Origin of the sequence: Flavobacterium tistrianum (assembly GCF_003254545.1) — a bacterium.
GTDB lineage: Bacteria > Bacteroidota > Bacteroidia > Flavobacteriales > Flavobacteriaceae > Flavobacterium > Flavobacterium tistrianum.
On the sequence record NZ_QJRH01000068.1, the window covers coordinates 234489 to 260019 of the forward strand.

General features: G+C 33.3%; 23 protein-coding genes. 13 read left to right on the plus strand and 10 right to left on the minus strand.

Going from position 1 to position 25531, the window contains the following annotated elements; all coding sequences use genetic code 11:
• The first annotated feature begins 72 nt into the window (after positions 1–72).
• A complete protein-coding gene (locus tag DMB71_RS11585) occupies positions 73–1275 on the plus strand; it encodes an LETM1-related biofilm-associated protein (RefSeq protein ID WP_111366242.1) in 1203 nt (400 codons plus the stop codon).
• A 48-nt stretch (positions 1276–1323) separates the two neighbouring features.
• Here the strand turns inward: DMB71_RS11585 and can are convergent, their stop codons facing one another.
• The 4 genes from can to DMB71_RS11605 form a co-directional block, all read right to left on the minus strand.
• Positions 1324–1959, minus strand: coding sequence for a carbonate dehydratase (gene can / locus DMB71_RS11590; RefSeq protein ID WP_111366243.1), 636 nt, complete (start codon positions 1957–1959; stop codon positions 1324–1326).
• Positions 1960–2072: 113 nt separating this feature from the next.
• The gene (locus DMB71_RS11595; protein WP_111366245.1) at positions 2073–3719 is read right to left on the minus strand and encodes a SulP family inorganic anion transporter; all 1647 of its coding nucleotides are present in this window, start codon (positions 3717–3719) and stop codon (positions 2073–2075) included.
• 83 nt (positions 3720–3802) lie between these two features.
• Positions 3803–4084, minus strand: coding sequence for a hypothetical protein (locus tag DMB71_RS11600; protein ID WP_035692090.1), 282 nt, complete (start codon positions 4082–4084; stop codon positions 3803–3805).
• Positions 4085–4206: 122 nt separating this feature from the next.
• Entirely contained in the window at positions 4207–4686 is a 480-nt protein-coding gene (locus DMB71_RS11605; protein ID WP_111366248.1) for a Dps family protein, read from the minus strand.
• A gap of 107 nt (positions 4687–4793) precedes the next feature.
• Between DMB71_RS11605 and DMB71_RS11610 the strand changes: the two genes are divergently transcribed.
• Positions 4794–5738 carry a LysR substrate-binding domain-containing protein gene (locus tag DMB71_RS11610; protein ID WP_111366250.1) on the plus strand — a complete coding sequence of 315 codons (945 nt, stop codon included), beginning with the start codon at positions 4794–4796 and terminating at the stop codon, positions 5736–5738.
• Between the two features lie 29 nt (positions 5739–5767).
• Here the strand turns inward: DMB71_RS11610 and DMB71_RS11615 are convergent, their stop codons facing one another.
• Positions 5768–5965 carry a hypothetical protein gene (locus DMB71_RS11615; RefSeq protein WP_008468486.1) on the minus strand — a complete coding sequence of 66 codons (198 nt, stop codon included), beginning with the start codon at positions 5963–5965 and terminating at the stop codon, positions 5768–5770.
• Between the two features lie 166 nt (positions 5966–6131).
• Positions 6132–6794, minus strand: a complete 663-nt coding sequence (mnmD, locus tag DMB71_RS11620; RefSeq protein ID WP_111366251.1) for a tRNA (5-methylaminomethyl-2-thiouridine)(34)-methyltransferase MnmD — start codon at positions 6792–6794, stop codon at positions 6132–6134.
• A gap of 308 nt (positions 6795–7102) precedes the next feature.
• Between mnmD and DMB71_RS11625 the strand changes: the two genes are divergently transcribed.
• Positions 7103–8173, plus strand: a complete 1071-nt coding sequence (locus DMB71_RS11625) for a branched-chain amino acid aminotransferase (RefSeq protein WP_111366253.1) — start codon at positions 7103–7105, stop codon at positions 8171–8173.
• Between the two features lie 301 nt (positions 8174–8474).
• On the opposite strand, the gene DMB71_RS11630 is transcribed toward DMB71_RS11625, so the two are convergent.
• Positions 8475–8855 carry a pyrophosphohydrolase domain-containing protein gene (locus DMB71_RS11630; protein ID WP_111366255.1) on the minus strand — a complete coding sequence of 127 codons (381 nt, stop codon included), beginning with the start codon at positions 8853–8855 and terminating at the stop codon, positions 8475–8477.
• 418 nt (positions 8856–9273) lie between these two features.
• Here DMB71_RS11630 and DMB71_RS11640 point away from each other — a divergent pair, with 418 nt between their 5' ends.
• From DMB71_RS11640 to DMB71_RS11655, 4 genes are all read left to right on the plus strand, one after another.
• Positions 9274–10467: an SRPBCC family protein gene (locus DMB71_RS11640; protein WP_111366258.1), complete on the plus strand. Its 1194-nt coding sequence runs from the start codon at positions 9274–9276 to the stop codon at positions 10465–10467.
• 79 nt (positions 10468–10546) lie between these two features.
• The gene (locus DMB71_RS11645) at positions 10547–11089 is read left to right on the plus strand and encodes an RNA polymerase sigma factor (RefSeq protein WP_111366259.1); all 543 of its coding nucleotides are present in this window, start codon (positions 10547–10549) and stop codon (positions 11087–11089) included.
• A 33-nt stretch (positions 11090–11122) separates the two neighbouring features.
• Positions 11123–11542: a hypothetical protein gene (locus DMB71_RS11650; RefSeq protein WP_111366261.1), complete on the plus strand. Its 420-nt coding sequence runs from the start codon at positions 11123–11125 to the stop codon at positions 11540–11542.
• A gap of 31 nt (positions 11543–11573) precedes the next feature.
• Entirely contained in the window at positions 11574–12029 is a 456-nt protein-coding gene (locus DMB71_RS11655; protein ID WP_111366262.1) for a sensor of ECF-type sigma factor, read from the plus strand.
• Positions 12030–12100: 71 nt separating this feature from the next.
• On the opposite strand, the gene DMB71_RS11660 is transcribed toward DMB71_RS11655, so the two are convergent.
• A complete protein-coding gene (locus DMB71_RS11660) occupies positions 12101–13162 on the minus strand; it encodes a beta propeller repeat protein (protein ID WP_111366264.1) in 1062 nt (353 codons plus the stop codon).
• A 252-nt stretch (positions 13163–13414) separates the two neighbouring features.
• On the opposite strand from DMB71_RS11660, the gene DMB71_RS11665 reads away from it, so the two are divergent.
• The 3 genes from DMB71_RS11665 (at position 13415) to DMB71_RS11675 (ending at position 18171) form a co-directional block, all read left to right on the plus strand.
• Positions 13415–14713 (plus strand): hypothetical protein, encoded by a 1299-nt coding sequence (locus DMB71_RS11665; RefSeq protein WP_111366265.1) that lies wholly within the window; start codon positions 13415–13417, stop codon positions 14711–14713.
• 133 nt (positions 14714–14846) lie between these two features.
• The gene (locus DMB71_RS11670; RefSeq protein WP_111366267.1) at positions 14847–16820 is read left to right on the plus strand and encodes a KUP/HAK/KT family potassium transporter; all 1974 of its coding nucleotides are present in this window, start codon (positions 14847–14849) and stop codon (positions 16818–16820) included.
• 136 nt (positions 16821–16956) lie between these two features.
• Positions 16957–18171, plus strand: coding sequence for an RsmB/NOP family class I SAM-dependent RNA methyltransferase (locus tag DMB71_RS11675; RefSeq protein ID WP_111366268.1), 1215 nt, complete (start codon positions 16957–16959; stop codon positions 18169–18171).
• Positions 18172–18362: 191 nt separating this feature from the next.
• On the opposite strand, the gene DMB71_RS11680 is transcribed toward DMB71_RS11675, so the two are convergent.
• Both DMB71_RS11680 and DMB71_RS11685 read right to left on the minus strand, forming a co-directional pair.
• Positions 18363–19406 (minus strand): AMP-binding protein, encoded by a 1044-nt coding sequence (locus DMB71_RS11680; RefSeq protein ID WP_111366377.1) that lies wholly within the window; start codon positions 19404–19406, stop codon positions 18363–18365.
• 4 nt (positions 19407–19410) lie between these two features.
• Complete coding sequence (locus DMB71_RS11685) at positions 19411–20343, minus strand: CPBP family intramembrane glutamic endopeptidase (RefSeq protein WP_111366270.1); 933 nt, start codon at positions 20341–20343, stop codon at positions 19411–19413.
• A 115-nt stretch (positions 20344–20458) separates the two neighbouring features.
• On the opposite strand from DMB71_RS11685, the gene arsC reads away from it, so the two are divergent.
• From arsC to fumC, 3 genes are all read left to right on the plus strand, one after another.
• Positions 20459–20803 carry an arsenate reductase (glutaredoxin) gene (gene arsC, locus DMB71_RS11690; protein WP_111366272.1) on the plus strand — a complete coding sequence of 115 codons (345 nt, stop codon included), beginning with the start codon at positions 20459–20461 and terminating at the stop codon, positions 20801–20803.
• A 91-nt stretch (positions 20804–20894) separates the two neighbouring features.
• Positions 20895–23399, plus strand: coding sequence for an outer membrane beta-barrel family protein (locus DMB71_RS11695; protein ID WP_111366273.1), 2505 nt, complete (start codon positions 20895–20897; stop codon positions 23397–23399).
• Between the two features lie 670 nt (positions 23400–24069).
• On the plus strand, positions 24070–25455 hold the full coding sequence (gene fumC / locus DMB71_RS11705; RefSeq protein ID WP_111366275.1) for a class II fumarate hydratase: 1386 nt from the start codon (positions 24070–24072) through the stop codon (positions 25453–25455).
• Positions 25456–25531 lie beyond the last annotated feature (76 nt).

Genomic DNA, 25531 nt, shown 5'->3' on the forward strand with positions numbered 1-25531 from the left:
GCGGTTATTTCATTTTAAAATGAATTCTAAAACAAGAAAAAGACATAGCTTTGCATCAGCAAAATAAAGTCAATGATTAACCCATCAGCACCAGGCTGGATCGATAAGTTTTTTAGTGAACAGAAGTTTTCAGAAGCAATTCCTTTTGAGACTATAGATTCGTTTTACTATAAAGTGAGAGAAACGGGATTTATTTACGGACATATTATTGCTATTGATTCTCAAATTCCGATTCCAATTAAGGGTTGGTTTAAAACCGAAATTTCAAAAGTAGCTTTACTTAATACGCTCTATCATGTTTTTTGTTTAGAGAAAAGAAATTCGGAACCTAAAAATTTTATTTCAGAAGTTTTAAAGTTTTACAAACAGATGAATCCCGAAGGATTTAATTTGTTTAAAATTTTATTGCCAAAAGATACTCCTTCTCTGTCTCTGGAAAATATTATTGATCAGAGAGTTCAAACCAATGACAGTATTATCAGTAAAAACTTTTCGCATTTGGTTACAAATGCACTTTTGTTTATTGATGTTTTAGCTTTCAGACAATATTTGGAGCATGGAGAAATTCCTGAAAAATATTTAAAACGAATAGAAGAAACGGTTCTCGGAATTGTTGGTTTGGCTTTGAAAACCAAAACCGTAAAATCACAGCATGACGACCTTCTGATAAAGCTTTTTGAAGCTTCTATACGTTATTCAAAATTTTCAAAAGTTACAGTTGAAACTTTAGAGACCTTACATCTAGAGTATTTCAAAAACGAATTAGAGCATTATTATCTAATTGATATGGCCGGAATGGCTTTATGGAGTGATGGCGTGGTAGAAAACGAAGAATCGTATTTTCTATATGCTTTAGGATCAACAATGGGAGTTCCTGATGATTTTGTAACAAAAAGTATGGATACGACCAATACTTTTATTACAACACACAAAAAGAAAATTCCGTACTTTAATTATTCAAATCCTGTTAAGCATTTCTATGATCAAATGACGCACAGTGTAGTCAAATTAATCATACGAAATAAAAATAGATTGATTAAAGAAATTGTTCAGAGTAAAGAATTAATGGTTTTGCTTGCCTATTCTACAACAAGAGATTTGGATGCAAAGGAAAAGAAGAAAGTCAAAAAACAGCTTTTGGATATTTGTAAAACCATTCCGTCATTGACCATATTTTTACTTCCTGGGGGAAGTTTACTATTACCTATATTGATAAAGTTTATTCCAACAATGCTACCATCAGCATTTAATGAGAATTTAGACGAAAACGAATAAAAAAAATCGCCCTTTTTGAGGGCGATTTTTTATTTCTACCATTATCTATTAAAGATCTAATTGATAAACTGAATCCAATTCATCGTTTGAACTGATGGTTACGTTTAAATCGGTTACAAAACCAGAATTTAATCCGTAAACCCATCCGTGAAGCATTAAATCTTGTCCATTTTTCCAAGCATTCTGAACGATAGATGTTTTTGCTAAATTGTAAACTTGCTCTTTAGTATTGATTTCAACAAAAGCATTAAAACGCTCTTCTTCATTCTCAATAGAATTCAAGTATTTATCGTGCAGACGGTACTCATCTTTTATATGACGCAACCAGTTATCGATAATACCAACAGACTGATGTCCCATTGCAGCTTTCACACCACCGCATCCGTAATGTCCACACACGATAATATGCTTAATTTTTAAAACGTTTACTGCATAATCCAGAACACTAAGCATGTTCATATCAGAATGCACAACCATATTAGCAATGTTTCTGTGTACAAAAACTTCACCTGGTTTTGCACCAACAATTTCGTTAGCAGGAACACGGCTATCAGAACATCCAATCCATAATAATGGTGGCTGTTGTCCTTTTGCTAAATCAGCAAAATAATTAGGGTCTTTTGCCAATGAAGTTTCTACCCACTTTTTATTGTTCTCTAATAACTGCTCATAAAATTTTCTCATTTCTTTTATTTTTTGTGTGGTAATTTCTAAGTTATAATAGTCTCAAAAAATGAACTTGATGTAAAGTTACCTAATTTCAACATTTCTACTGCCTTAAAAACACCTTATTTTAATTATTCGCTTTTAACAACTTCTCTTTTAACCAGTTCCCTTTTTGCTACATCATAATAATGTTCAATCGTAACATGATTACTATTTTCTGGTGTATTTTCTAATTCGTACGCTTCTTTAAATCCTTTCAGCTTCACTTTGATGTTTTCATCTACAGCTCTGGTTTCTTTAAATTCACGAATTAAATCCAAAACATCATGCGCAATATACTCGGTATCATGAGCATTGATAATTACTTTTGAATTTTCTGGAATTTCCGCCAACGTTTGTTTGATTGCCGCTTTATTTAAAAATGAAACTTCTTGGGCTAAATCGATGTGAATGATATCTCCATCCTCATATTCTTCTTTTTTAAAGACATAAGCTCTTTTCAGGTTTCCTCTCAAAACAAAGATGATACTGATGATAATTCCCAGCGCAACCCCTTTTAGCAAATCTGTCGCAACAACAAAGACCAAAGTTGCAATGAAAGGTACAAACTGGTATTTCCCCTTTTCCCAGAAATGCATAAAGGTTGCTGGTTTTGCTAATTTATATCCGACCAAAATTAAAACGGTAGCCAATGTTGCCAAAGGAATTTTGTTTAGAATTGCTGGTATAGACAATACACTTATTAACAAAAGCACACCATGAATAATGGCAGACATTTTAGATTTTGCTCCCGCATTGTTATTCGCAGACGATCTTACAACCACAGAAGTCATAGGCAAACCTCCTAAAAGAGAACTTACCATATTACCCACACCTTGCGCTCTAAGTTCAACATTGGTATTTGTGTAACGTTTTTGCACATCCATTCTATCAGAAGCCTCGATACATAACAGCGTTTCAATAGAAGCGACAATGGCAATTGTAATAGCAACTACCCAAACTTGCGGATTTGTAACAGCGGTGAAGTCTGGCATAATTATAATTGATTTAAAGTCTTCAAAAGATTTTGGAACTGGCAAAGAAACCAAATGTTCTTTTGCAATTGCCAAAGTGCTTCCTGTAGATACAAATATTTCGTTTAAAACTACTCCAGCAATAACAGCAACCAAAGCTCCAGGAACTAGTTTTATTCTTTTTAAGAAAGGAACTTTTTCCCAAGCCAATAAAATTACCAATGAAACTGCAGAAACCACAACAGCTCCTAAGTGAATATGATTTAAAAGATTAAACAAAAATGAAAATGAATTACTTCCATCATTTTGAATAAATGCCTGATCTCCTTCGAAATCTGCATCATAACCAAATGCATGCGGTATTTGTTTTAAGATGATAATGATTCCGATACCGGCTAACATTCCCTCGATTACGTTTGTCGGAAAATAGTTCGATATACTTCCGGCTTTTAAAAATCCTAATGCTAATTGAATTAATCCAGCAATAAAAACAGACATTAAAAATACATCGAAAGCTCCTAAATCGGTAATGGCGGTTAAAATGATAGCTGTTAACCCAGCAGCTGGACCCGATACGCTAATATGTGACTGGCTCAAATATCCTACAACGATACCACCCACAACACCAGCGATAATTCCAGAAAATAATGGTGCTCCAGAAGCCATTGCAATACCTAAACACAACGGAAGAGCCACCAAGAAAACCACTAAACCTGAAGCAAAATCAGATTTAAGGTTGGCAAAAAGATTGATTTTTTTTGTCATAATATAATACTAAAAAAATTATTCATTAAAGATTTACCCCATCTCGATAGAAATGCGGCTAAAGTTCAAAATAATCGGAAGTATTATGCTACGTTAGGTGGTGGAGCAAATATGCTCGGAGAGATATTGTCTAGTTTGACAATGTTTTCTGAAATGATTGTTTTTTTCTCGATGTAAACCGGAATCAAAACTTCATGCTCAAGAATAGTAGGGTGAACTACATTTTTAAGTTCTTTATGCACTTCTTCTTCAGCGATACTAAAAGATATAGCCGTATTATTCCCTTTCTTTAACGCCTGAACAATTGTCGGGGTCGATAAGAAGGCAATAAATATGAATAATAATATGCGAGCTATAAATTTCATTGAAGCAAAAATAGCGTTAAACAAATAAAATCAAAGAGATTTTTATAGAAATTTAACATAAACAAAAAAGCAGAATGCAATTTCCATTCCATTCTGCTTCTATTTTATTAAAAACCAATATTTTATAATGATTCTTCTAACCAAGCATTCATCATCCAAATTGTTTTTTCCTGCTCAGCAATGAAGTCACTCATCATAGAATTGGTACCTTCATCACTAATTTCACCAGATTTGTTCAATATTTCTCTTTCAATTTTTAATAAATCTGATAAAGAATGAACAATAAGCTGCACTGCTTTTTCATCGTTAGAAATATTCTTTCCAACCGTTAATTTATTATTTTTAATATAATCGTCAAAAGTATGCAGAGGCGTTCCTCCTATTGTTAGTACTCTTTCTGCGATCATATCTATTTTTAATTGCGCATCTGTATATAATTCTTCAAATTTTACATGCAAATCGAAGAAACGTTTTCCACGAATATTCCAATGAATACCTCTCAAGTTCTGATAATATACTTGAAAATTTGATAACAATACATTCAGTTCTTTTACTAATAATTCTGATTCTTTTACTGGTAATCCTAAAATATTTGTCTTCATAATTTAATTTTTTACACTAATTTACTACAAATTTAGAGTAACTTTATTAAAATAAACATAAATAAAAATTATATTTTCCTATTTTTGCATCACAAATTACTATCAACATGACTATAACTCAATTGCAATATGTGTTAGCGGTTGCTGAGCATAAAAACTTCACTCTTGCTGCAGAAAAATGCTTCGTAACACAGCCAACATTAAGTATGCAAATACAAAAAATTGAAGAAGAACTTAATATTTTAATTTTCGACAGAAGCAAAAAACCGATTCAGCTTACTGATATAGGACAGAAAATTGTAAGTCAGGCAAAAAACATCGTAAACGAAGCTGATCGTATAAAAGATATTGTAGAACAGCAGAAAGGTTTCATAGGAGGAGAATTTCGCTTAGGAATAATTCCAACGATTATGCCAACTCTTCTACCAATGTTTTTGAATAATTTCATTAAGAAATATCCAAAAGTAAAACTCTTAATCGAAGAGTTGAATACAGAGGAAATTATTCTGAAACTAAAAAATGGACACCTAGATGCTGCAATTGCCGCAACACCGCTTGAAGACGAAAAAATCAAAGAAATTGTATTGTATTTCGAGCCATTTGTCGCTTACATTCCAGAACATCATGCTAGTTTCCAGAAAGAAGAAATTGAAGTAGCCGACTTAAACCTGAATGAAATACTCCTTTTACAAGATGGCCACTGCTTTAGAGACGGCATTTTGAATTTGTGCAAAAGCGTCTCAGACGTCGACCAGACTAATTTCCAGATTCAAAGCGGAAGTTTTGAAACCTTAATTAAATTGGCAGACGAAGGTCTTGGTACAACGTTACTTCCGTACTTGCACACCTTAGACTTAAAAGAATCCGATAAACTGAAGCTCCGTAATTTTAAGGAGCCAAAACCTGCTCGAGAGGTAAGTTTGATTTACCCAAAGAGCGAATTAAAAATGCAAATCATTGATGCACTTAGATCTACAATTGCAGGAGTTGTAAAAGGCGCAATTGTTTTTCAGAATGTTCAAATCATTAGTCCATTACAAAAGAAAGCATAATAAAAAAGGAGCCAAATTGGCTCCTTTTTTTATACTTTAATTAGCTGTAGACTTTGTTTTAATTCTGGTTTTCCGACAACGAAATTCAGTAACCATTCTTGCAATTGTTCCATTTCGTAAGGTAACAGCGTTTTGATAGCTTTTTCTAGCTCTTTGCAGAAAAGTACCGGATCGAAACTAACTCTTTCAAGTATTGATTTCGTGTAATCAAACATCATTTTTGACATAATAAAATAAGATTTTCGGGGGTTATCTATTTTTTTAAACTCGAACCAAAATTAAACAAATAACTAACATAAATATTACTTTTAACTTATTTTTTTAAAAACTTTAGCAACGAATACGTTTTCTTAAAAGAAATAAATCAATGTAGAATTATTCTAAATTATTCATTTAAACCTTTTTAAAAGCTCGAAACATTTCTCTTTTTCCTGGAGGCCCTGTTAATTTTTCCACGGTAAATCCGACTTCGATCATACTTCTTTTAACAACTCCTCGAGCTGCGTATGTAACCAAAACGCCGTTTGGTTTTAAACTATTGTACATTTTCTGAAAAATTTCGGTACTCCAAAGCTCCGGCTGCACTCTATATCCGAAGGCGTCAAAGTAAATCAAATCAAAAATCTCAAAATCGTTTATTTCGTGAAAAAATTGTTTCCTTTTGGTTAACGAGAACAGATCGCAAATTTCTGCTTTTTCATTCCATTCACTTTTATGCATTTTCTCAAAAATGTTCTCAAATTCCAATGCGTCAAGTTCAGCTGCATAATTCATTTCCAAGATTTCATCTGAATCAACAGGATACGCTTCTACTCCAATATAATCAATTTTCTGATTTTTTCTAATAGCTTCTAAATACGTGATAAAAGCATTCAAACCAGTCCCGAAACCTATTTCCAATATACTTATAGGAGTATCAAACAACGAAAGTCCGTTTTTAATAAAAACATGTTTTGCTTCCTGAATTGCACCATGTTTAGAATGATAACATTCGTCCCATTCAGGCAAACGAATTGTAGTTGAGCCATCTAGCGTTTTAATTATTTCCCTTTTCACCTTTTTAATAATTTAATAATAGCTTTTTATTGATTTTCAAGCTATTTCAATAATCAAATTTAGTCAAAACAAATGCGTAAAGCCTTAAAAAACGACACTTTTTTCATAAATTCTTTATAAAAACTAACTAAATATTTAAGTTTATTATAGGATAAATAAATCTCAGTTAAAACCCATAAATAATGAATTTTCACTAAGCGTTTTACAGATTTTTACGTAATTTTGCATTCAATAAATTCCATTTTACACGATATCATCACTTTAGATTTCTGATAGTGAAGAATATCTCACAAAAAACTTACATAACTATGAGTACAACTCAAACGAGCAAAATTGAAATCATTAAAGCTGCTTCTACAAAAATAAACGAAGTAGATTTTGACAACTTAAGTTTTGGTGCTGTATTTACAGACCATTTATTCGAATGCGATTTTAAAAACGGGCAATGGCAAAATCCTGTCATTAAGCCTTATGCTCCAATTTTAATGGATCCGTCATCAAAAGTCTTCCATTATGGGCAAGCAATTTTCGAAGGAATGAAAGCTTATAAAGATGACAATAATGATGTTTGGTTGTTTAGACCAGATGAAAACTTTAACCGTTTCAACAAATCTGCTATAAGGATGGCAATGCCGGAAGTTCCTGAAGCTATTTTTATGGATGGTTTAAATGAATTATTGAAATTAGACAAAGATTGGATTCAGAGAGGAAACGGAGCTAGTATGTACATTCGTCCATTTATGATTGCTACAGGTCCTGGAGTTATTGCAAATCCTTCTGACGAATATAAATTTATGATTTTACTTTCTCCTGCAAAAGCATATTACGGAGGTGAAGTAAAAGTTATCATTGCAGAGCATTTCAGTAGAGCTGCAAATGGCGGTATCGGTGCAGCAAAAGCGGCTGGAAACTACGCTGCTCAATTCTATCCAACTAACTTGGCAAATAAAGATGGTTTCCAACAAGTTATTTGGACTGATGATGCAACGCATACAAAACTTGAAGAAGCTGGAACAATGAACGTTTTCTTCAGAATCAACGATACTTTATTGACAGCTCCAACAAGCGAAAGAATTTTAGATGGTGTTACCAGAAAAAGTTTGATTGCAATGGCTGAAAAAGAAGGATTAAAAGTTGAAGTTCGTCCAGTAATTGTTTCAGAATTAGTAGAAGCTGCTAAAAACGGATCTTTGAAAGAAATCTTCGGAGCAGGAACTGCTGCTGTAATCAGCGTTATAAAAGGATTCTCATATAAAGATGAGTATTTTGAAATGGCTCCAATCGAGAATTCTTATGCTTCTTTCTTAAAAGAGAAATTAACAAGTCTTCAAAACAAACTTTCTGAAGATACTTTTGGATGGACAGTTAAAGTTCAATAATTCCGAGATTAACATAAAAATAAACCCGACAGATTTTTAAAAATCTGTCGGGTTTTCTATTTTCATTATTATTAAATTTTACTGCAGAAAACACCAAGATCAAACACAATCTTGTCATTTCGACGGAGGAGAAATCTTCACGAGTAACTCCCAATCAGAATCATTAATCTTTGTAGAGTTTCTTGCAAAGATTTCTCCTCCGTCGAAATGACAAAAATGAGACAAAGCTTTTCGTTCTTTGCCTTTTTTTACAAGAACTGCAGAAAAAAAACTTAGCGTTCTTTGCGTTAAAAAAACTTCTTTACAACAATTTAGAAAAATCAGGTTTAAAATAATTAGGCCCTTTCATTACTTTTCCGTCTTCTCGATAGATAGGTTTTCCATCTTCACCTAATTTACTCATATTGCTACGCTGAATTTCATCAAAAACAGCCTCAATTTTATCTTGTAATCCATGCTCGATAATGGTTCCGCACAAAATGTACATCATATCTCCAAGCGCATCTGCAATTTCAACTAAATCATTATTTTGAACCGCTTCGTAATATTCTTCATTTTCTTCCTTCATTAAATTATAACGAAGTAGTTTTTTCTCTGCTCCCACATCGGCAATTGGAGTTACACTGTGGCCAATTTTAAAAGCAGTGTGAAATTCGGTTACGGCGTCAAGTTGTTTTTTCATACAGTAGTTTTCTTTTTTTTGCTAATTTAACTCACTTTCTAATAAATCTGAAAATTTATTCAATGAAATGAAAAGGCAATTTAGCAGCAAATCGTTTACAAATCTCTAAATTTGCTAAAAATTTTTATCACTATGTTCAGTCAAGGTCAAATACTATTTGGAGTATGTTTTTTTATTGCATTTGTAATCATTATGATATTTGCTTATCGAAAAGATTTGAAATTACACAAAGTCTTTTATAAAGGAAATTACAAAGTACTCCTTGCCTTTCTGCTTTTCATTGTCCTTTTGTTCGTAATTAAAATCTTTCTAAAAAGATAAATTATTCTGGTAACAATAAAATAAAACCTAATAATTCTGGGTTATTAGTAAGACTCATAATAAAATTTATAACTTTACCGAAACCAATTAATCTGCCATGAAAATTCTAAAGTATTTATTTCTTTTTGCACTTTTAAGCTTTGTTGCTCTTACTGTTTTTGTTGCTACACAGAAAGGAGATTTTTCTGTAGAAAGAAGTAAAGTTATCAATTCGCCTCGTGCAACGGTTTATAACTACCTGAACGACTTTAGAAATTACGAAGATTTTGAATCATGGTCGGTTGAAGATCCTTCTATCAAAATGACGTATGCTAATAAAACTAGCGGAAATGGCGCTACATTTTATTGGGATGGTGCCGACGGAAAAGGAAATTCTATTATTCTTAAAACGAAAGATGGCGAAAGCATCGATCAGAAAATGCAGTTTGATGGTACAGAAGCTGATGTAAATTGGACTTTAAAAGATACTTTGAACGGAAAAACAAAAGTTACTTGGAAAGGAAAAGGAACTATGAGTTTTCTATTTAAAATATATACTGCTCTTCATGGCGGTTCAGATAGAGTTATTGGAACTATCTATGAGAAAAGTTTAGCCAATATTGACAAAAACTTAGATTACGAAACTAGAACTTTTGCCGTTACAGTAGACGGAGTAGTAAAGAAAACAGAAACTCCTTATATCAAACAGACTTTTACTAGCGAAATTGCCAAAGTAAGTAAAAATGCTAGAATTGTAATTCCGAAGCTTATTCATTTTAGCAAAACAAATGGATTGTCTGCAGTAGGAAAACCTTTTATCATTTATCATACTTACGATACTAAAAATGGCTTAGCAAAAATTTCGATCTGTCTTCCTATTAATAAAGAAATTTCAACTAGCTCAGGAAGTGATATTCTAGCAGGAAAATTAAATGGTTTTGATGCCGTAAAAACAACTCTTAACGGAGATTATTCTCATAGAAATGAAGCAATTGCAAAAACAACTGCTTATATCAACAATCAAAAGATTATTCCAGATTTAAGCTGGTCGCATCTTGAAATTTTGACATTAAGCAAATTGGATGTAAAAGCTTCATCTAAATTGGTTACTGAAATTTATTTCCCGATAAAACCAAAAGTAGTTCCTGCTGCTGTTGTTACCGATCCTGTTTATGTTCCAGAAAATACTAGTGAAACTCCAAGCGAGCCACGCACTGAACAGCCACGCACAGAACCTGTAAAACGCAAACCAGCCGCACCAGCTCCTGCTCCTGCACAAACACCTGCACAAGAAGAAGATTCAGAGTTTTAAATAATTTCTAAAGGTTCATTAAACCTTTTGCTTTAAATTCTGTCTAACTTCTATTAAAAAAGTTTACAAAACAAAAAGTTTGATAGACGAGAAAGAATTTATAAAACAATTATTAACCCCTGAAACGCAAAATGTTGCGTTTCAAAAACTCTTGTCTGATTATCAGAAACCTTTGTATTCTCATATTCGAAACATTGTTTTGAATCATGATGATGCCGACGATGTATTGCAGAACACTTTTATAAAAGTCTTTCAAAATCTTAAAAACTTTAAAGGAGAAAGTAAACTTTTTTCCTGGATGTATCGTATTGCTACCAATGAAGCTTTGACTTTTTTATCGCAAAAAGCAAAATTAAGTGGGATTTCGTCCGAAGACCTTCAAAATAAAACCATTGATGGCTTAAAAGCCGATCTATATTTTGACGGAGACGAAATTCAAATCAAACTTCAAAAAGCAATTGTAACACTTCCAGAAAAACAACAATTAGTTTTCAAAATGAAATATTTTGAAGAATTAAAGTACGAAGAAATTGCAGATATTTTGGGAACATCTGTCGGAGCTCTTAAAGCATCTTATCATCACGCAGTAAAAAAAATCGAATTATATGTTACATCAAATTAAACCTTTTGTAACTAAAACTGTCTTATAAGTATTATGAAAACATTTAAATTAGAAAACGAACCCAAAATAAAATCTGGCTTTAAAACTCCAGAAAACTATTTTGATAATTTTTCAGATAAGGTTTTACAGCAATTAAATGAAAAAGAAGTTAAAGTAATTCCTTTTTACAAACGTAAAAAAACACTTTGGGCAGCTGCCGCTGCTGTCGTGGGCTTTGCATTATTAATTCCTGTTATCAATAATTATAAAGCAAATTCAACCGATCTAGACGAAGCTACTTTAGAGAATTATTTATCCTATCATTCTAATATAAGCCAGTACGATCTTATTCAAAAGTTGGACGACAGCGATATCGAAAAATTAGGCAACGATGTTACTCTGGAAGATGAAACTTTAGAAGACATTTTAGTTACCAGCCCAAACATAGAACACTTAATTTCAGAACAAAATTAAATCAAACTTAACTCAACAACTTAGCTTAACAATGAAAATAAAAAACATTTTACCGCTATTGCTATTTCTGACAAGTTTTTCAATTTTTGCCCAAAATGGAAAAATTGATGAAAAGCGAGAAAAGATTAAAGCTTTTAAAGTGTCTTTTTTGACAACAGAATTAGAATTAACTTCAACTGAAGCTGAAAAATTCTGGCCGATTTATAATGCTTATGATGATAAGCAATATGAATTGAAGTATTTAAAAATGAAAACGTATCTGAGACAATTAAAAGACGACAATCTTGCAAATCTTTCAGATAAAGAAGCAACAACTTTATTATCTCAAATTGAAAGTACAGATAAAGAAATATATCAGCTTCGTGAAAAATACATGAACAGTTTGAAAAAAGTACTTCCTGCAAAAAAGATTTTATTGCTTAAAAAATCTGAAGACGATTTTAATCGTAAATTATTACAGCAATATCGAGACAAAGGCAAAGATTAAACTTAACGATACAACAGCGATAAGAACCCTATATAATAATACTTACTTTATTATTTAGGGTTCTTATTTTTTTATTTAAAATTCAATCGAACTACTTTATTATGTCCAGCTGCGATTGCAGTATTTCTATTCACAAATCGAATAGTAAAAAATCTGTTATCTGTAGAAAGCTGCATCCAGTTTTCTCCTCCATTTTGAGAATACTGTATTCCTTCAGAACCTACACAAACAATTTCTCTCCCATTACCTCCTGGAACATATTGCACACATGATGCATAACCAAATCCCATATTCTGTCCAATTAATTGCCAAGTCTTGCCTCCATCTTTTGTAAAAGCTTTATTATTAGCTTTATTATTAGGAAGATCATAATCGCCTCCTGCAATAAAACCTTGCTTAGAATCGTAAAAATCGGCAGTAAAAATTCCTGTCATTTGTTTTCCTTGTACGATCGGAGTTTCTACAACTTTCCATGTTTTTGCTTTATCTGGAGAATAAAAAACACGCGCTTTTTTTCCGCCTGATACTAACCATGTATCATTACCTTTTATGACAATATTAGTGTTACTAGCAGCAAAAGCAGCTTCTCCTGTGCTATTTGTTGGTAATTTATCAGACAACAATTTTGTCCAAGTTTCTCCTCCGTCACGAGTTACAATAATAGAAAAAGTATCTTCTGTTGGATCTCCAATTGCAATTCCTTCCTTATCGTTCCAAAACTGCATGCTATCGTAAAATACTTTCGGATTAACTTCTTTGTAGACCAGTTTAACTTTGCGCTCTTTTTTAGAAACCGAATAAAGAAGTGCCGGATTTGCAACACTCAGCAAAAAAATATCTTTTGAAGTTTGCGCTATGCTTCTAAATTCCAATTTAAGCGTATCGCGGTAAATATGTTCTTCAAATTTTTCTTTTTTATCCAAATCGTAATAACCAAAACGAGAATTATCGGCTCCGTACCAAACTTTATTTTTATCAATTAGAATCGCTCTAATACTAATTCTGTCTTTAAATAATGTATCTATCGTCATTGATGTAAAGCCATTATTGTAAACAACGTCAGTTTTATAATTAAATGTCCTAAATGACATCAGCAAAATAAAAATAACACAAAATAAAGCGAGTTTTTTCATAGGAAATTTAAAAATTTGGTTAACGCTAAAATACAATTAATTCCCACATAGAAAATTAATTTTCTAATTTTTTTCAAGAAGATTATTTATTATTTCGTCTCCAGAACTTTAAATAAAAAATTCGCCAATACACTCTTTTAAACTTATAACAAACTAAAAATCAACAGCATAAATCCTAATTTCTAACAAACAAATTTTGTGGCACAGTAATTGGATATCTCATAACACAAAATAATTTAATACAAATTAGCCATGAAAGCGAATTTACTTTTAATAGCGATATCAGCCTTAGTTTTGGGTTCTTGCTCTGCGCAAAGTCAAACTACTGTTTATGCAAAAAACTCAGACATAAGCGATAACTTAGATTTAAGAGCCGTTGCTTCGATGTTTGGAGAATCAGCTAACCTTCAAGATTTTGAAAGACGTTTGAATGACCCAAAATATCAAATATCAAATCTCGACCTTAACGGTGATGACGAAGTAGATTATCTTCGTGTAATCGAAAGTGTCGAAAACAGAACACACGTTGTTATTATCCAAGCGGTTTTAGATCGTGATGTTTATCAAGACGTTGCTACAATAGATGTGGAAAGAGACAATTACAATAAAGTAAGTGTTCAGATTGTCGGAAACTCTTACTTGTATGGAGCAAATTACATTTATGAGCCTGTTTATAGTGTTGTTCCAGTTATTTACACTTCGTTTTGGGTAACCAATTACAGACCTTACTATTCAACTTGGTATTGGGGTTATTATCCAACTTACTATACTGCTTGGAGACCATATCCAGTTTACAGATATAGAAACAACATCAATGTTTGCATCAATGTACACAACACATACAATTATGTAAATACGAGAAGAAGTTACAGAGCTCCTTCAATCTATGAAACAAGACGTACTTACGGTTACGAAAGAATGCGTCCAAACTATAGCTTTGCTGAAAGACATGCCAACACATCAAACAGATATGAATTAGACCAAAGACGTGTAGCGAGCAGAGAAGCTAATAGAAATACATACAACACAAACAGAAATTATACCGGAAGAACAACATCTGACAACAGTGTTTCTAACAGAACTTATGCCGATAATAGAAGTGCAACAAACAGATCCTCTGTTGACAGAAGCATCAACAACAACAGAGATTACAACTCTACAGGAAGAAGTTCTGAAAGCGTAAACACCGAGAGAAACACCAATCGTGGCGGCTATTCAAATAATGGCTATAATTCTCAAAGAGCTGAAAATAGCGCAAGAGTACAAAATACTCAAAGAGGAGATTATGGAAACGGAAATACTTCTAGCCCATCAAGAGATTATTCTAACCGAGAAGTGTCTGCTCCAAGAGCTGAAAGAAGTTCAAGAAGCTATTCCGAAAACCAATCTAGCAATTCAAACAGAGATTACTCTGCTAGACCACAACAAAGCCAGCGTTCAGAATCTCCGCGAATGAGCCAAGAATCTTCTAGAGGAAACCAAGAATCTAGAGGTGGGCAAAGCCAAAGAGATAATGGCTCAAGTTCTAGAGGAAATGGTAGAAGAGGTTAATTTTCAAAATAAATAATACTCAAAAAAGAAAGCACAATTTTACGATTGTGCTTTTTTTTATCTTTTTAATTATAATTGCCACTAATTTGTTTTAAAACAGTAAATTTGCAACCGTCTTTTTATAAAACTATACATGAGCGCATCGCATAAAAACTTACATAGTAAGTTGTCTATTGGGGGTTTATTGATTACTTTAGGGATTATTTATGGAGATATTGGAACCTCTCCATTGTACGTAATGAAGGCTATTTTGGGCGATCACACGATAAATGCCGACATTGTTTTAGGTGGTATTTCTTGTGTTTTTTGGACCTTAACATTACAAACTACAATAAAATATGTACTTATCACCTTAAGTGCAGACAACCACGGTGAAGGAGGAATTTTTGCTTTATATGCATTAGTCAAGAAAACAAAAATTCAATGGCTCATAGTACCCGCGATTATTGGAGGTAGCGCCCTGCTTGCCGACGGAATTATAACCCCGCCAATTTCGATTTCTTCTGCTGTAGAAGGAATTAGAGCATTCTACCCGACGATGCAGACACAAACTATTGTGTATATTGTCATTACAATTTTGTTCGTTTTATTTACCATTCAGCAATTCGGAACAAAATTGGTTGGTAAATTCTTTGCTCCAATGATGCTAATCTGGTTTGCCATGTTAGGAACGCTAGGGGCGATTCAGGTAGCAAATTATCCAGAAGTAATTAAAGCGATCAATCCTTATTACGCATATCATTTATTATCGATACATCCCGATGGTTTCTTCGTTCTTGGTTTCGTATTCTTATGTACAACTGGAGCTGAGGCTTTGTATTCTGACATGGGACACTGTGGTAGAAAAAATATCAGAATTAGCTGGATGTTTGTAAAAACGACTTTAGTTTTAAACTATTTTGGTCAAGCAGCTTATTTAATTCACCATGAAGGAAGTACATTACAGCAATTAGGAGGAGAAAATGGAAATCCGTTTTACTTAATCATGCCGCATTGGTTTTTACCGTTCGGAATTGTAGTTGCCACTCTTGCGGCTGTAATAGCCTCTCAAGCGCTCATCTCAGGTTCGTTTACATTAATTAACGAAGCAATGCGTCTGAACTTCTGGCCAAAAGTAAAAATCAAATATCCAACAGAAGTAAAAGGTCAATTGTACATTCCGTCAATCAACTGGCTGTTGTTTTTTGGTTGTGTTGGAATCGTTTTACATTTCGAGAAATCAGGAAATATGGAGCATGCGTATGGTCTTGCCATTATTTTGTGTATGATCATGACGACGATTCTGTTAAACTATTACTTAATCATGAAACGTGTAAAACTGTACTTTATGGTGCCGTTGATCACTATTTATTTATTGATTGAGTTCAGTTTCCTTTTTGCTAATATTACCAAATTTGCAGAAGGTGGTTATGTAACCTTGATCATTGCGAGTTTACTGATTTCTGTAATGACAATCTGGTATTTGGCTAAGAAAATCAACAAAAACTACACTAAAGTGGTTAAAGTTGACGATTACAAACAAGTTTTAGTAGAATTAAGCCAAGATTTATCTATTCCGAAATATGCTACGCATTTGGTTTATATGACCAATGCAAATCGTGTTGATGAACTGGAGGAAAAAATCATTTATTCTATCCTTCAAAAGCGTCCAAAAAGAGCTGATATTTATTGGTTTGTTCACGTAAATATTTTGACTGAACCATATAAAACGCAATATAAAGTAACCGAAATTGCTAAAGATGATATTTATAGAATTGATTTCAATTTAGGTTTTAGAGAACCAACCAAAATCAATTTGATGTTTAGAGAAGTTATCAAAGATATGGTAAAACGAGGCGAAGTAGATATTACGAGCCGTTACGAATCTTTGAACAAAAACAATATTATTGGAGACTTCAAATTTGTATTGTCTGAGAAATTCTTATCAAACGACAACGATTTAAGATGGCATGAGAACATTATCATGAATTCTTACTTCTTTATCAAAAAACTGAGTTTATCTGAAGAAAGAGCTTTTGGTCTAGACAGCAGCTCTGTTAAAATAGAAAAATTCCCAATGGTGCTTCATGCTCCAGAAAATATTGGATTAACGCGTATTACAAAATAATAGGCTTTTAAATAATTCAAAAAAAACACTCTAATTTGGAGTGTTTTTTTCTTTTAATACGAGTTAGATTAAGATTCAGTATTAAAAATTTAACTTTCAATCAATTAATAGTACCTTTGCAACTCAAATTATAGAAATGAGATTACACAGAAATTTAGTTTATACTACCATTGACTCTTTGAATGCCATTTTCAACGAAGGAGAATATGCTGACAAAGTGGTAGCCAGAGCATTAAAAAAAGACAAACGTTGGGGAAGTTCTGACAGGAAGTTTGTTGCTGAAACCATATACGAAATTGTTCGCTGGAAACGATTATACGCTGAAATTGCCGAAGTAAAAGAACCTTACGACAGAGACAATCTATGGAGAATGTTTGCGGTTTGGGCTGTTTTACGCGGATATCCAATTCCAGATTGGAGACAGCTGGAAGGAACTCCAGAAAGAAAAATTAAAGGACGTTTTGACGAATTATCTAAAACTAGAGCCATCAAAGAATCTATTCCCGATTGGATGGATGAATTGGGCGTAAAAGAACTTGGAGAAAAAGTTTGGGCAAAAGAAATTGCAGCGCAAAATCAGCCTGCAAAAGTTATCTTGAGAACTAATACTTTAAAAGGCACCAAAGAAAGTCTTAGAAATACTTTAATGGATTTAAATATTGAAACTGAATATTTAAAAGACCAGCCAGATGCTCTTGTTTTAAAAGAAAGAGCAAACGTATTTTTGACAGACGCTTTTAAACAAGGCCTTTTTGAAGTTCAAGATGCCAACTCTCAATTAGTTGCAGGATTTTTGGATGTAAAACCAGGAATGCGTGTGGTTGATACTTGCGCAGGAGCGGGCGGAAAAACATTGCACATGGCTTCTTTAATGGAAAATAAAGGACAATTGATTGCAATGGACTTATACGAAAGCAAATTGAAGCAATTGAAATTAAGAGCTAAAAGAAATGGCGCTTTTAATATTGAATTCCGCATTATTGATAGCACAAAAGTGATTAAAAAATTACACGAAAAAGCTGATCGTGTTTTAATCGATGCACCTTGTAGCGGATTAGGTGTTTTGAAAAGAAATCCTGATTCTAAATGGAAATTACAGCCTGAATTTATCGACAACATTCGTAAAGTTCAAAGTGAAGTTTTAGAAAGCTATTCTAAAATTGTAAAACCGGGCGGAAAATTAGTTTATGCAACATGTTCTGTTCTTCCATCAGAAAACCAAGAACAAGTTGAGAAGTTCTTAAAAACAGAAATTGGACAACAGTTTACTTTTATTGAAGACCGTAAAATGTTAGCTTCTGAATCTGGTTTTGACGGATTCTATATGGCACTTATGGAACGTAAGAAATAAGAAATTCCAACCTTGGAATTGCTTAATATTTAAAATCCCAAATTTCAATCTGAATTATTGAAATTTGGGATTTTTTATTTTTATTCCAACTTTGTCAAAGTTTAAAACTTTGACAAAGTTCTAAACGCACAGCATTGGAATTTGGACCCGAGCGTTAGCGAACAGGCGAAGCAATTTTAAATATTGACATTTTAATACTGAAGGGTAGGTTTACGAAGTAATTTCCCATTTTCATTTTCTTTGAATTTTGAAACGAAAACTATTTCTTTTGGCTTTTCGTACTTCCCTAAAACATCGAAAAAATCAGGAGCAAATTCTTGTTTTTCTCCTTCTACAACCAAAACTAATTTTTCTCCTAAAGTAGTGTCTGGAAGTCCCGTTACAAAGAACCTGCTGTTTATTTTACCAATAAGTTTAGCTTCAATCTGTTCTGGAATCAGCTTTACTCCTCCACTATTTATTACGTTATCAATTCGCCCTAAAAACTTAAATTGCTGTTCATTCACCAATTCTACCAAATCATTGGTTACAATTGGCTCATCAGAAATAGAAGCGACATTAATCACCAAACACTGACGATCATCTTGAGATATTTTCACATTTGGAAGAATCGAAAAAACAGAATCACCCAAACGTTTTGCTGCGATATGCGTAATCGTTTCGGTCATTCCGTAGGTTTCGTAGATTTCTGTTTTAAGCGGTAAAAGCTTTTCCTCTAAAGCAGAATCTAATTTCGCCCCTCCTATAATTAACTTACGAACTTTAGAAAGTCCTTCAATAGAGTTTTGAACTTGAAGCGGCACCATTGCCACAAAATCGTATATTGTTGTATTGAATTGCAACGGATGTAGACTTGGCGAAACCACATCTAATTCCAATCCTAAAATTAGGCTTCTTACCAACATCATCTTTCCTGCAATAAATTGCGTTGGCAGACACAATAAAGCTTTATTTCCTGGTTCTAAACCAAAAAAATCACCTGTTGCCAATGCGGACTGAATCATAGCCTGTTTCTTCAATCTAACCAATTTTGGAAGTCCTGTTGTTCCAGAAGTCGTCATTTCGACATAATCTTTTTTATCGAACCAATCCAAAAAGAATTCTCCAATGGATTGTTCGTAAGCATCACCTTCTTTTATGTAACTATAAGCGACACGGCACAAGTCTTTCGCATTTAGGTGATATCCATTTAATTTAAAATAATTGTGAACTTTATTATGAGTTAAGTTTTGCATATTCTTAAGCATTTAATTCAACATTACTAATTTTTCCTGTTAGCTTTTCTTTCCAATTGGTCCAGCCATATTTTTTACTAAAAATAAAAAGCAAGATTGGGTAAACAACAACAACTGGCAGAATCACATCAATTCCTGCTGAAGGTTCTGAAAGATCTTTAAATATAGAATTGGTTTGAAAAACCGTCCAATCTGAAGTAACCAATAATGCTCCAACAAGATTATTTGCAGCATGGAATCCTAGCGCCAATTCCATTCCCTCATCCATTAAAGTGATAATCCCCAACAACAATCCAGTTCCGATATAATAAATCATGATAATACTTCCCATTTTTTCAACTTCCGGATTGGTCCAGTGCATCGAGCCAAATATTAAGGAAGTCATAAGTAGCGGAAACCATCTATTCTGAGCTAAATTGGCAAACCCCTGCATTAAATAACCTCTAAAAACATATTCTTCCGTAGAAGTTTGGATCGGAATTAAAACGCATCCTAAAACCGCCAATATCAAAAAAGGAACTAATTTAAACTGTAATACAAATTGCTCCGGAGATCTTAAATATACAAACAAAAAACTAAGCATTGAAAAAAATGACCATAAAAAGAACGAGAACCAGATTCTTTTCCAATCTACTTTAGATCTTGAAGTTGTCACCGACAAGAGAGTTTGATGATGGATATATTTTACAACAAAATAAATTCCTGCAAAAGCAAAGACAAATGAAATCATCACAAGAAAAAGAGTGGTATTAGATTCAAACATTTTCATCACACCTTCGTTTGTTGTTGGAAAGGCGATATGATCTATAAATGTTTTATAAAATACAGCTGCAGTAATTGGAATTTGCCCTATAAAAGAGGCTGAAATAATAAAGACTGATCCTAAAAGATATTTCCAAAATTTGTTTTCGGGTTTAATCCCTTGTTCTAAAAACATAAATTTAAAATTTTAAAAAATGAGAATTCAAATTCGATAAGTTAGTCTTACTTTTGATATTGCTAAAATATCTCCTTTTTTATTGTACGAATATTAAACATTTAAATATAACAAAATGATACAAATTTACCACAATCCGAGATGCGGAAAATCGAGAAATTGCCTTGCTTTTATTGAAAAATCGAATCAGGATTTTGAAATCATACCGTACTTAACTGAAACTCCATCTTTTGACCAGTTAAAAACATTATTAGGACAATTAAATCTTGAACCAATTCAGCTAATTAGAACGAAAGAAAAAATCTGGATCGAAAATTTCAAAGGCAAAACCTTGAGTAATGATGAGATTATCAATGCCATGGTACAAAATCCTATTTTAATCGAGCGCCCGATTGTTGTAAAAGACGGAAAAGCCATCATTGGTCGAGATCCAGAACTTGTCGCTTCTTTTTTAGATTGATTCTAAAATACCCTATTAACATTTTTTTATGATTTTTCTCTTTAAACCAAAAACTACATTTGGCGTCTAAAGAGAAAAAGAAAACCAGAAAATGAAAAAAATCAAATTTGCTGTATTACTTGTATTCTTGTTTACAAGTTTTTACAATTACTCTCAACAAGGTCCGGGAGAAAGCCCCAAAGTAAAAGTCACCGGAAAAGTTTTCGAGAAAGTAAGCAAGCAACCCTTAGAATACGCTACAATTTCGCTTACCAAACCAAATGACACAAAAGTTGTTGCTGGTGGTATCACAAACCCGAAAGGAGAATTTGAAGTTGCAGTTGCACCCGGAACTTATGATATAAAAGTGGAGTTTATTTCATTTAAATCTACTGAAATTAAACAAAAAAGCATTCAGGATGACACCAATTTAGGTGTTGTAAACCTATCTGAAGATGCTGCACAATTAAACGAAGTTGTAGTTCGTGCTGAAAAATCGACAGTAGAAATTAAGCTTGACAAAAAAGTTTATAACGTTGGTCAAGACATGATTGTAAAAGGTGGTAGCGTTAGCGATGTTTTAGACAACGTTCCATCTGTTTCTGTTGATACTGAAGGAAATGTAAGTTTGAGAGGAAGCGACAACATTCGTATTTTAATTGACGGAAGGCCATCGCAGGCGATTAACGTTGCAGAAGCCTTGAGACAGCTTCCGGCAGATGCCATTGATAAAGTAGAAGTAATTACAAATCCATCGGCACGTTATGATGCAGAAGGTGGATCTGGAATTATCAACATTATTCTTAAAAAAGGTAAAAACCAAGGTTTTAACGGAACTTTTATTGCTTCAACAGGTTTACCAGAAACGTATGGCGCAAGTGCCAACTTAAACTATAAAACTGAAAAGTTAAACTATTTCACGACTGCTGGTTACAACTATAGAACTACTGAAGGAGCTGGTAAAACAAACTCAGAATATTTTGATCAAAACGAAGTAACAAAAAGCTATTTAGATGAAAACCGTGATACAAAACGTGTCAGAAACGGATTTAACGGACGAGCTGGTGTTGAATGGACACTGACTCCTTCTACATTTTGGACAAATGCCATCAATTACCAAAAAAACACGGGTGATGATAGAGATTTGATCAATTATTACAACTACGATGCTGCACATAATTACACTGGAACATCTTATCGTTTAAATGACGCAGATACTGGAAGCGAAAACTTTGAGTATACTTCGAACTTGATTAAAAATTTTAACGATAAAGGACATAAACTTACTGCAGATCTTTCTATTTCAAGAAATACAGATGACAGTTATAGTACCATTACAGCTTCACCAAATTTCAATAATACGCTAAACGATCAGGTACAAAAGCAAGTATTATTTCAAGCAGATTACGTTCTTCCATTAGGTAAAGGTGGACAGTTTGAAGCGGGTTATAAAGGAAGTTTTGGAGATTTAAATAACGAATATTATGTAACGACAATCGAAAATAATGTTCCCGTAAAAGATCCTAACCTATCTAATACTTTAGAATACAAAGAAAACATCAATGCGCTTTACACGCAATATGGTTTCAAAGTAAATAAATTCTCTTATTTATTTGGTCTAAGATGGGAAGACACAGATATTCATGTTAATTTGCTAGACAACAGTAATTTCAATACTAAAAAATACAACAACTTGTTTCCAAGCGCATTTATTAGTTATGAAATCTCAAATCAAAGCAACTTTACTGCAAGTTATAGCAAACGTCTATCTAGACCTAGAGGCCGTTTCATGAATCCTGCCGTAAACTATGCGAGCAACATTAATATCTTTCAAGGAAATCCAGATTTAGATCCTTCTTTAACAGACAAATATGACATTGGTTATATCAAAAAATGGGACAAAGTAACCTTTAATACATCGGCATATTTTGAAGACACAAAAGACGTTTTCAGCTTTGTAAGATCTCCTACTGGTGATGTAGTAACTCCTGACGGCGAAGTAGTAACACCTGCTCCAGGTGAGGTAGTTGACGGTACTCCAGTAATCAAAAGTCAGCCTATTAATTTAGGAAAAGAACAAAAATTTGGTTTCGAATTTACATTCAATTATACTCCATACAAATGGTGGAAATTGAACAGTAACTTCAATTTCTTTAATGTAAAAACTACAGGAGAGCACAGTTATGTAGATACGCAAGGAAATACTATAGTTCAAAATTTAGACAATCAGGCTACCTCTTGGTTTGCAAGAGTAAACTCTAAAGTTACTCTTCCATACAAAATTGACTGGCAATTAACTGCAATGTACAACGGAGAACAGAAAACAGCTCAAGGTAAAAACTTAGGGCAATTTGGGATGAATACGGCTTTAAGCAAAGATGTCATGAAAGATAAAGCAACCATTGCTTTCAACATTAGCGACGTTTTCAATTCAAGAAAAATGAGATCTTACACTTATTTAGATGGAGTAACTTCTTATAGCGAATTCCAGTTCCGTAAGCGTCAATTCAATTTATCATTCACTTACCGTTTCAATAAACCAAAAGGCGAAAGAGATAAAAACGCACAGCCACGAAATGACGGCGGCGGAGACGGCGGTGGAGATTTTCCGGGATAAAATGTTTTAAATTCCAATACTGAAAATCCAAATTCCAATCTGGATAAAAATTAACAATACAAAAATTCCAAATTCCAATTTTATCATTGGGATTTGGAATTTTTCTTTTTAACCTATTTACTTAATTATCCAACTTTGTCAAAGTTTAAAACTTTGACAAAGTTCTAAACGCAAAGGATTGGAATTTTGGAATTTGGATTTTCAGTATTGGAATTTCCTTTTTTTTGGAACAAAAAAAGAACCCAAATGGGTTCTTTTTTTATGACATCAATCTAAAATTAAATAGATTGTTCTTCTTGTCTTTTTCTAGCTCTTTTCTCTTTGATCATTTCCCAGCTAGCACCCGTAACCCAGTAAGATACGAAACCAACTAAGAAAAACATTAACCAAAACCCTATAGTTAGTATGGTTAAGAAAAGTAAAAAGCCTAAGTACTGTGAAAATTCAAACATGTTTTCCGGAATTTTTGAATGTTACGACAAATGTAGGGTATATATTTTTTCTCAGCAATAAAATCTAAATCAATTTTCGTTAAATAACATTTATCCGTATATTTATACTCATTTTAAATAAGCTTTTTAGAGCATACAATCCCTTTGCTTAAAAGAGCTCAGATGAAATTCATCAAAACATTTTACATTTTACAAATAACATTTTTACATACAACATAATGAAATACAGAATAGAAAAGGATACCATGGGCGAAGTTCAAGTCCCAGCCGATAAATATTGGGGTGCACAAACAGAACGTTCTAGAAATAATTTTAAAATTGGACCAGCGGCATCTATGCCAAAAGAAATCATAGAAGGTTTTGCTTATCTAAAAAAAGCTGCAGCTTATGCCAATTATGATTTAGGAGTTTTACCAATCGAGAAAAGAGACGCGATTGCAGCCGTTTGTGACGAAATTCTTGAAGGCAAACTAGACGATCAGTTTCCGCTTGTAATCTGGCAGACAGGTTCTGGAACGCAGAGCAACATGAATGTGAACGAAGTAATTGCTAATCGCGCTCAAGTTCTTAAAGGTTTTAAAATTGGTGAAGGCGAACAATTCATAAAAGCCAATGACGATGTCAACAAATCCCAATCATCAAATGATACTTTTCCAACCGGAATGCACATTGCAGCTTACAAAATGGTTGTAGAAACTACAATTCCAGGCGTAGAAAAACTTCATGCTACTTTAGCAAAAAAAGCAACCGAATTTAAAGACGTTGTCAAAATCGGGCGAACACACTTAATGGATGCGACACCATTAACTCTTGGCCAGGAAATTTCAGGTTACGCCGCTCAATTAGCCTTCGGATTAAAAGCTTTGAAAAATACTTTAGCTCATTTATCTGAAATTGCTCTTGGAGGAACCGCTGTTGGAACTGGACTAAACACACCAAAAGGTTACGATGTAAAAGTTGCTGAGTATATTGCCAAATTTACCAATCATCCTTTTGTAACAGCAGAAAACAAGTTTGAAGCACTCGCAGCACACGATGCCATTGTAGAAACACACGGAGCTTTAAAACAATTAGCAGTTTCCTTAAACAAAATTGCTAATGATGTAAGAATGTTGGCTTCTGGCCCACGTTCTGGAATTGGCGAAATTCACATTCCCGAAAATGAGCCAGGTTCTTCTATTATGCCCGGAAAAGTAAATCCAACACAATGCGAAGCCTTAACTATGGTTTGTGCGCAAGTAATTGGAAATGATATGGCAATTGCCGTTGGAGGAATGCAAGGACATTACGAATTGAACGTTTTCAAACCCGTAATGGCTGCCAACTTTTTACAATCGGCACAATTACTGGGCGATGCATGTGTTTCTTTTGACGAACATTGCGCACAAGGAATTGAGCCAAATCATAAACGCATCAAAGAATTAGTAGACAATTCGTTAATGCTAGTTACAGCTTTAAACACTAAAATTGGTTATTACAAAGCAGCAGAAATCGCTCAAACCGCTCACAAAAACGGAACTACTTTAAAAGAAGAAGCTGTTCGTTTGGGTTATGTAACTCCAGAAGATTTTGATGCTTGGGTAAAACCTGAGGATATGGTGTAATTTTAAATTATAAGTTATGAGTTATGAGTTATGAGTTTTTACTCTAACGTAAATATAAAAGGAGAAACATTTATGT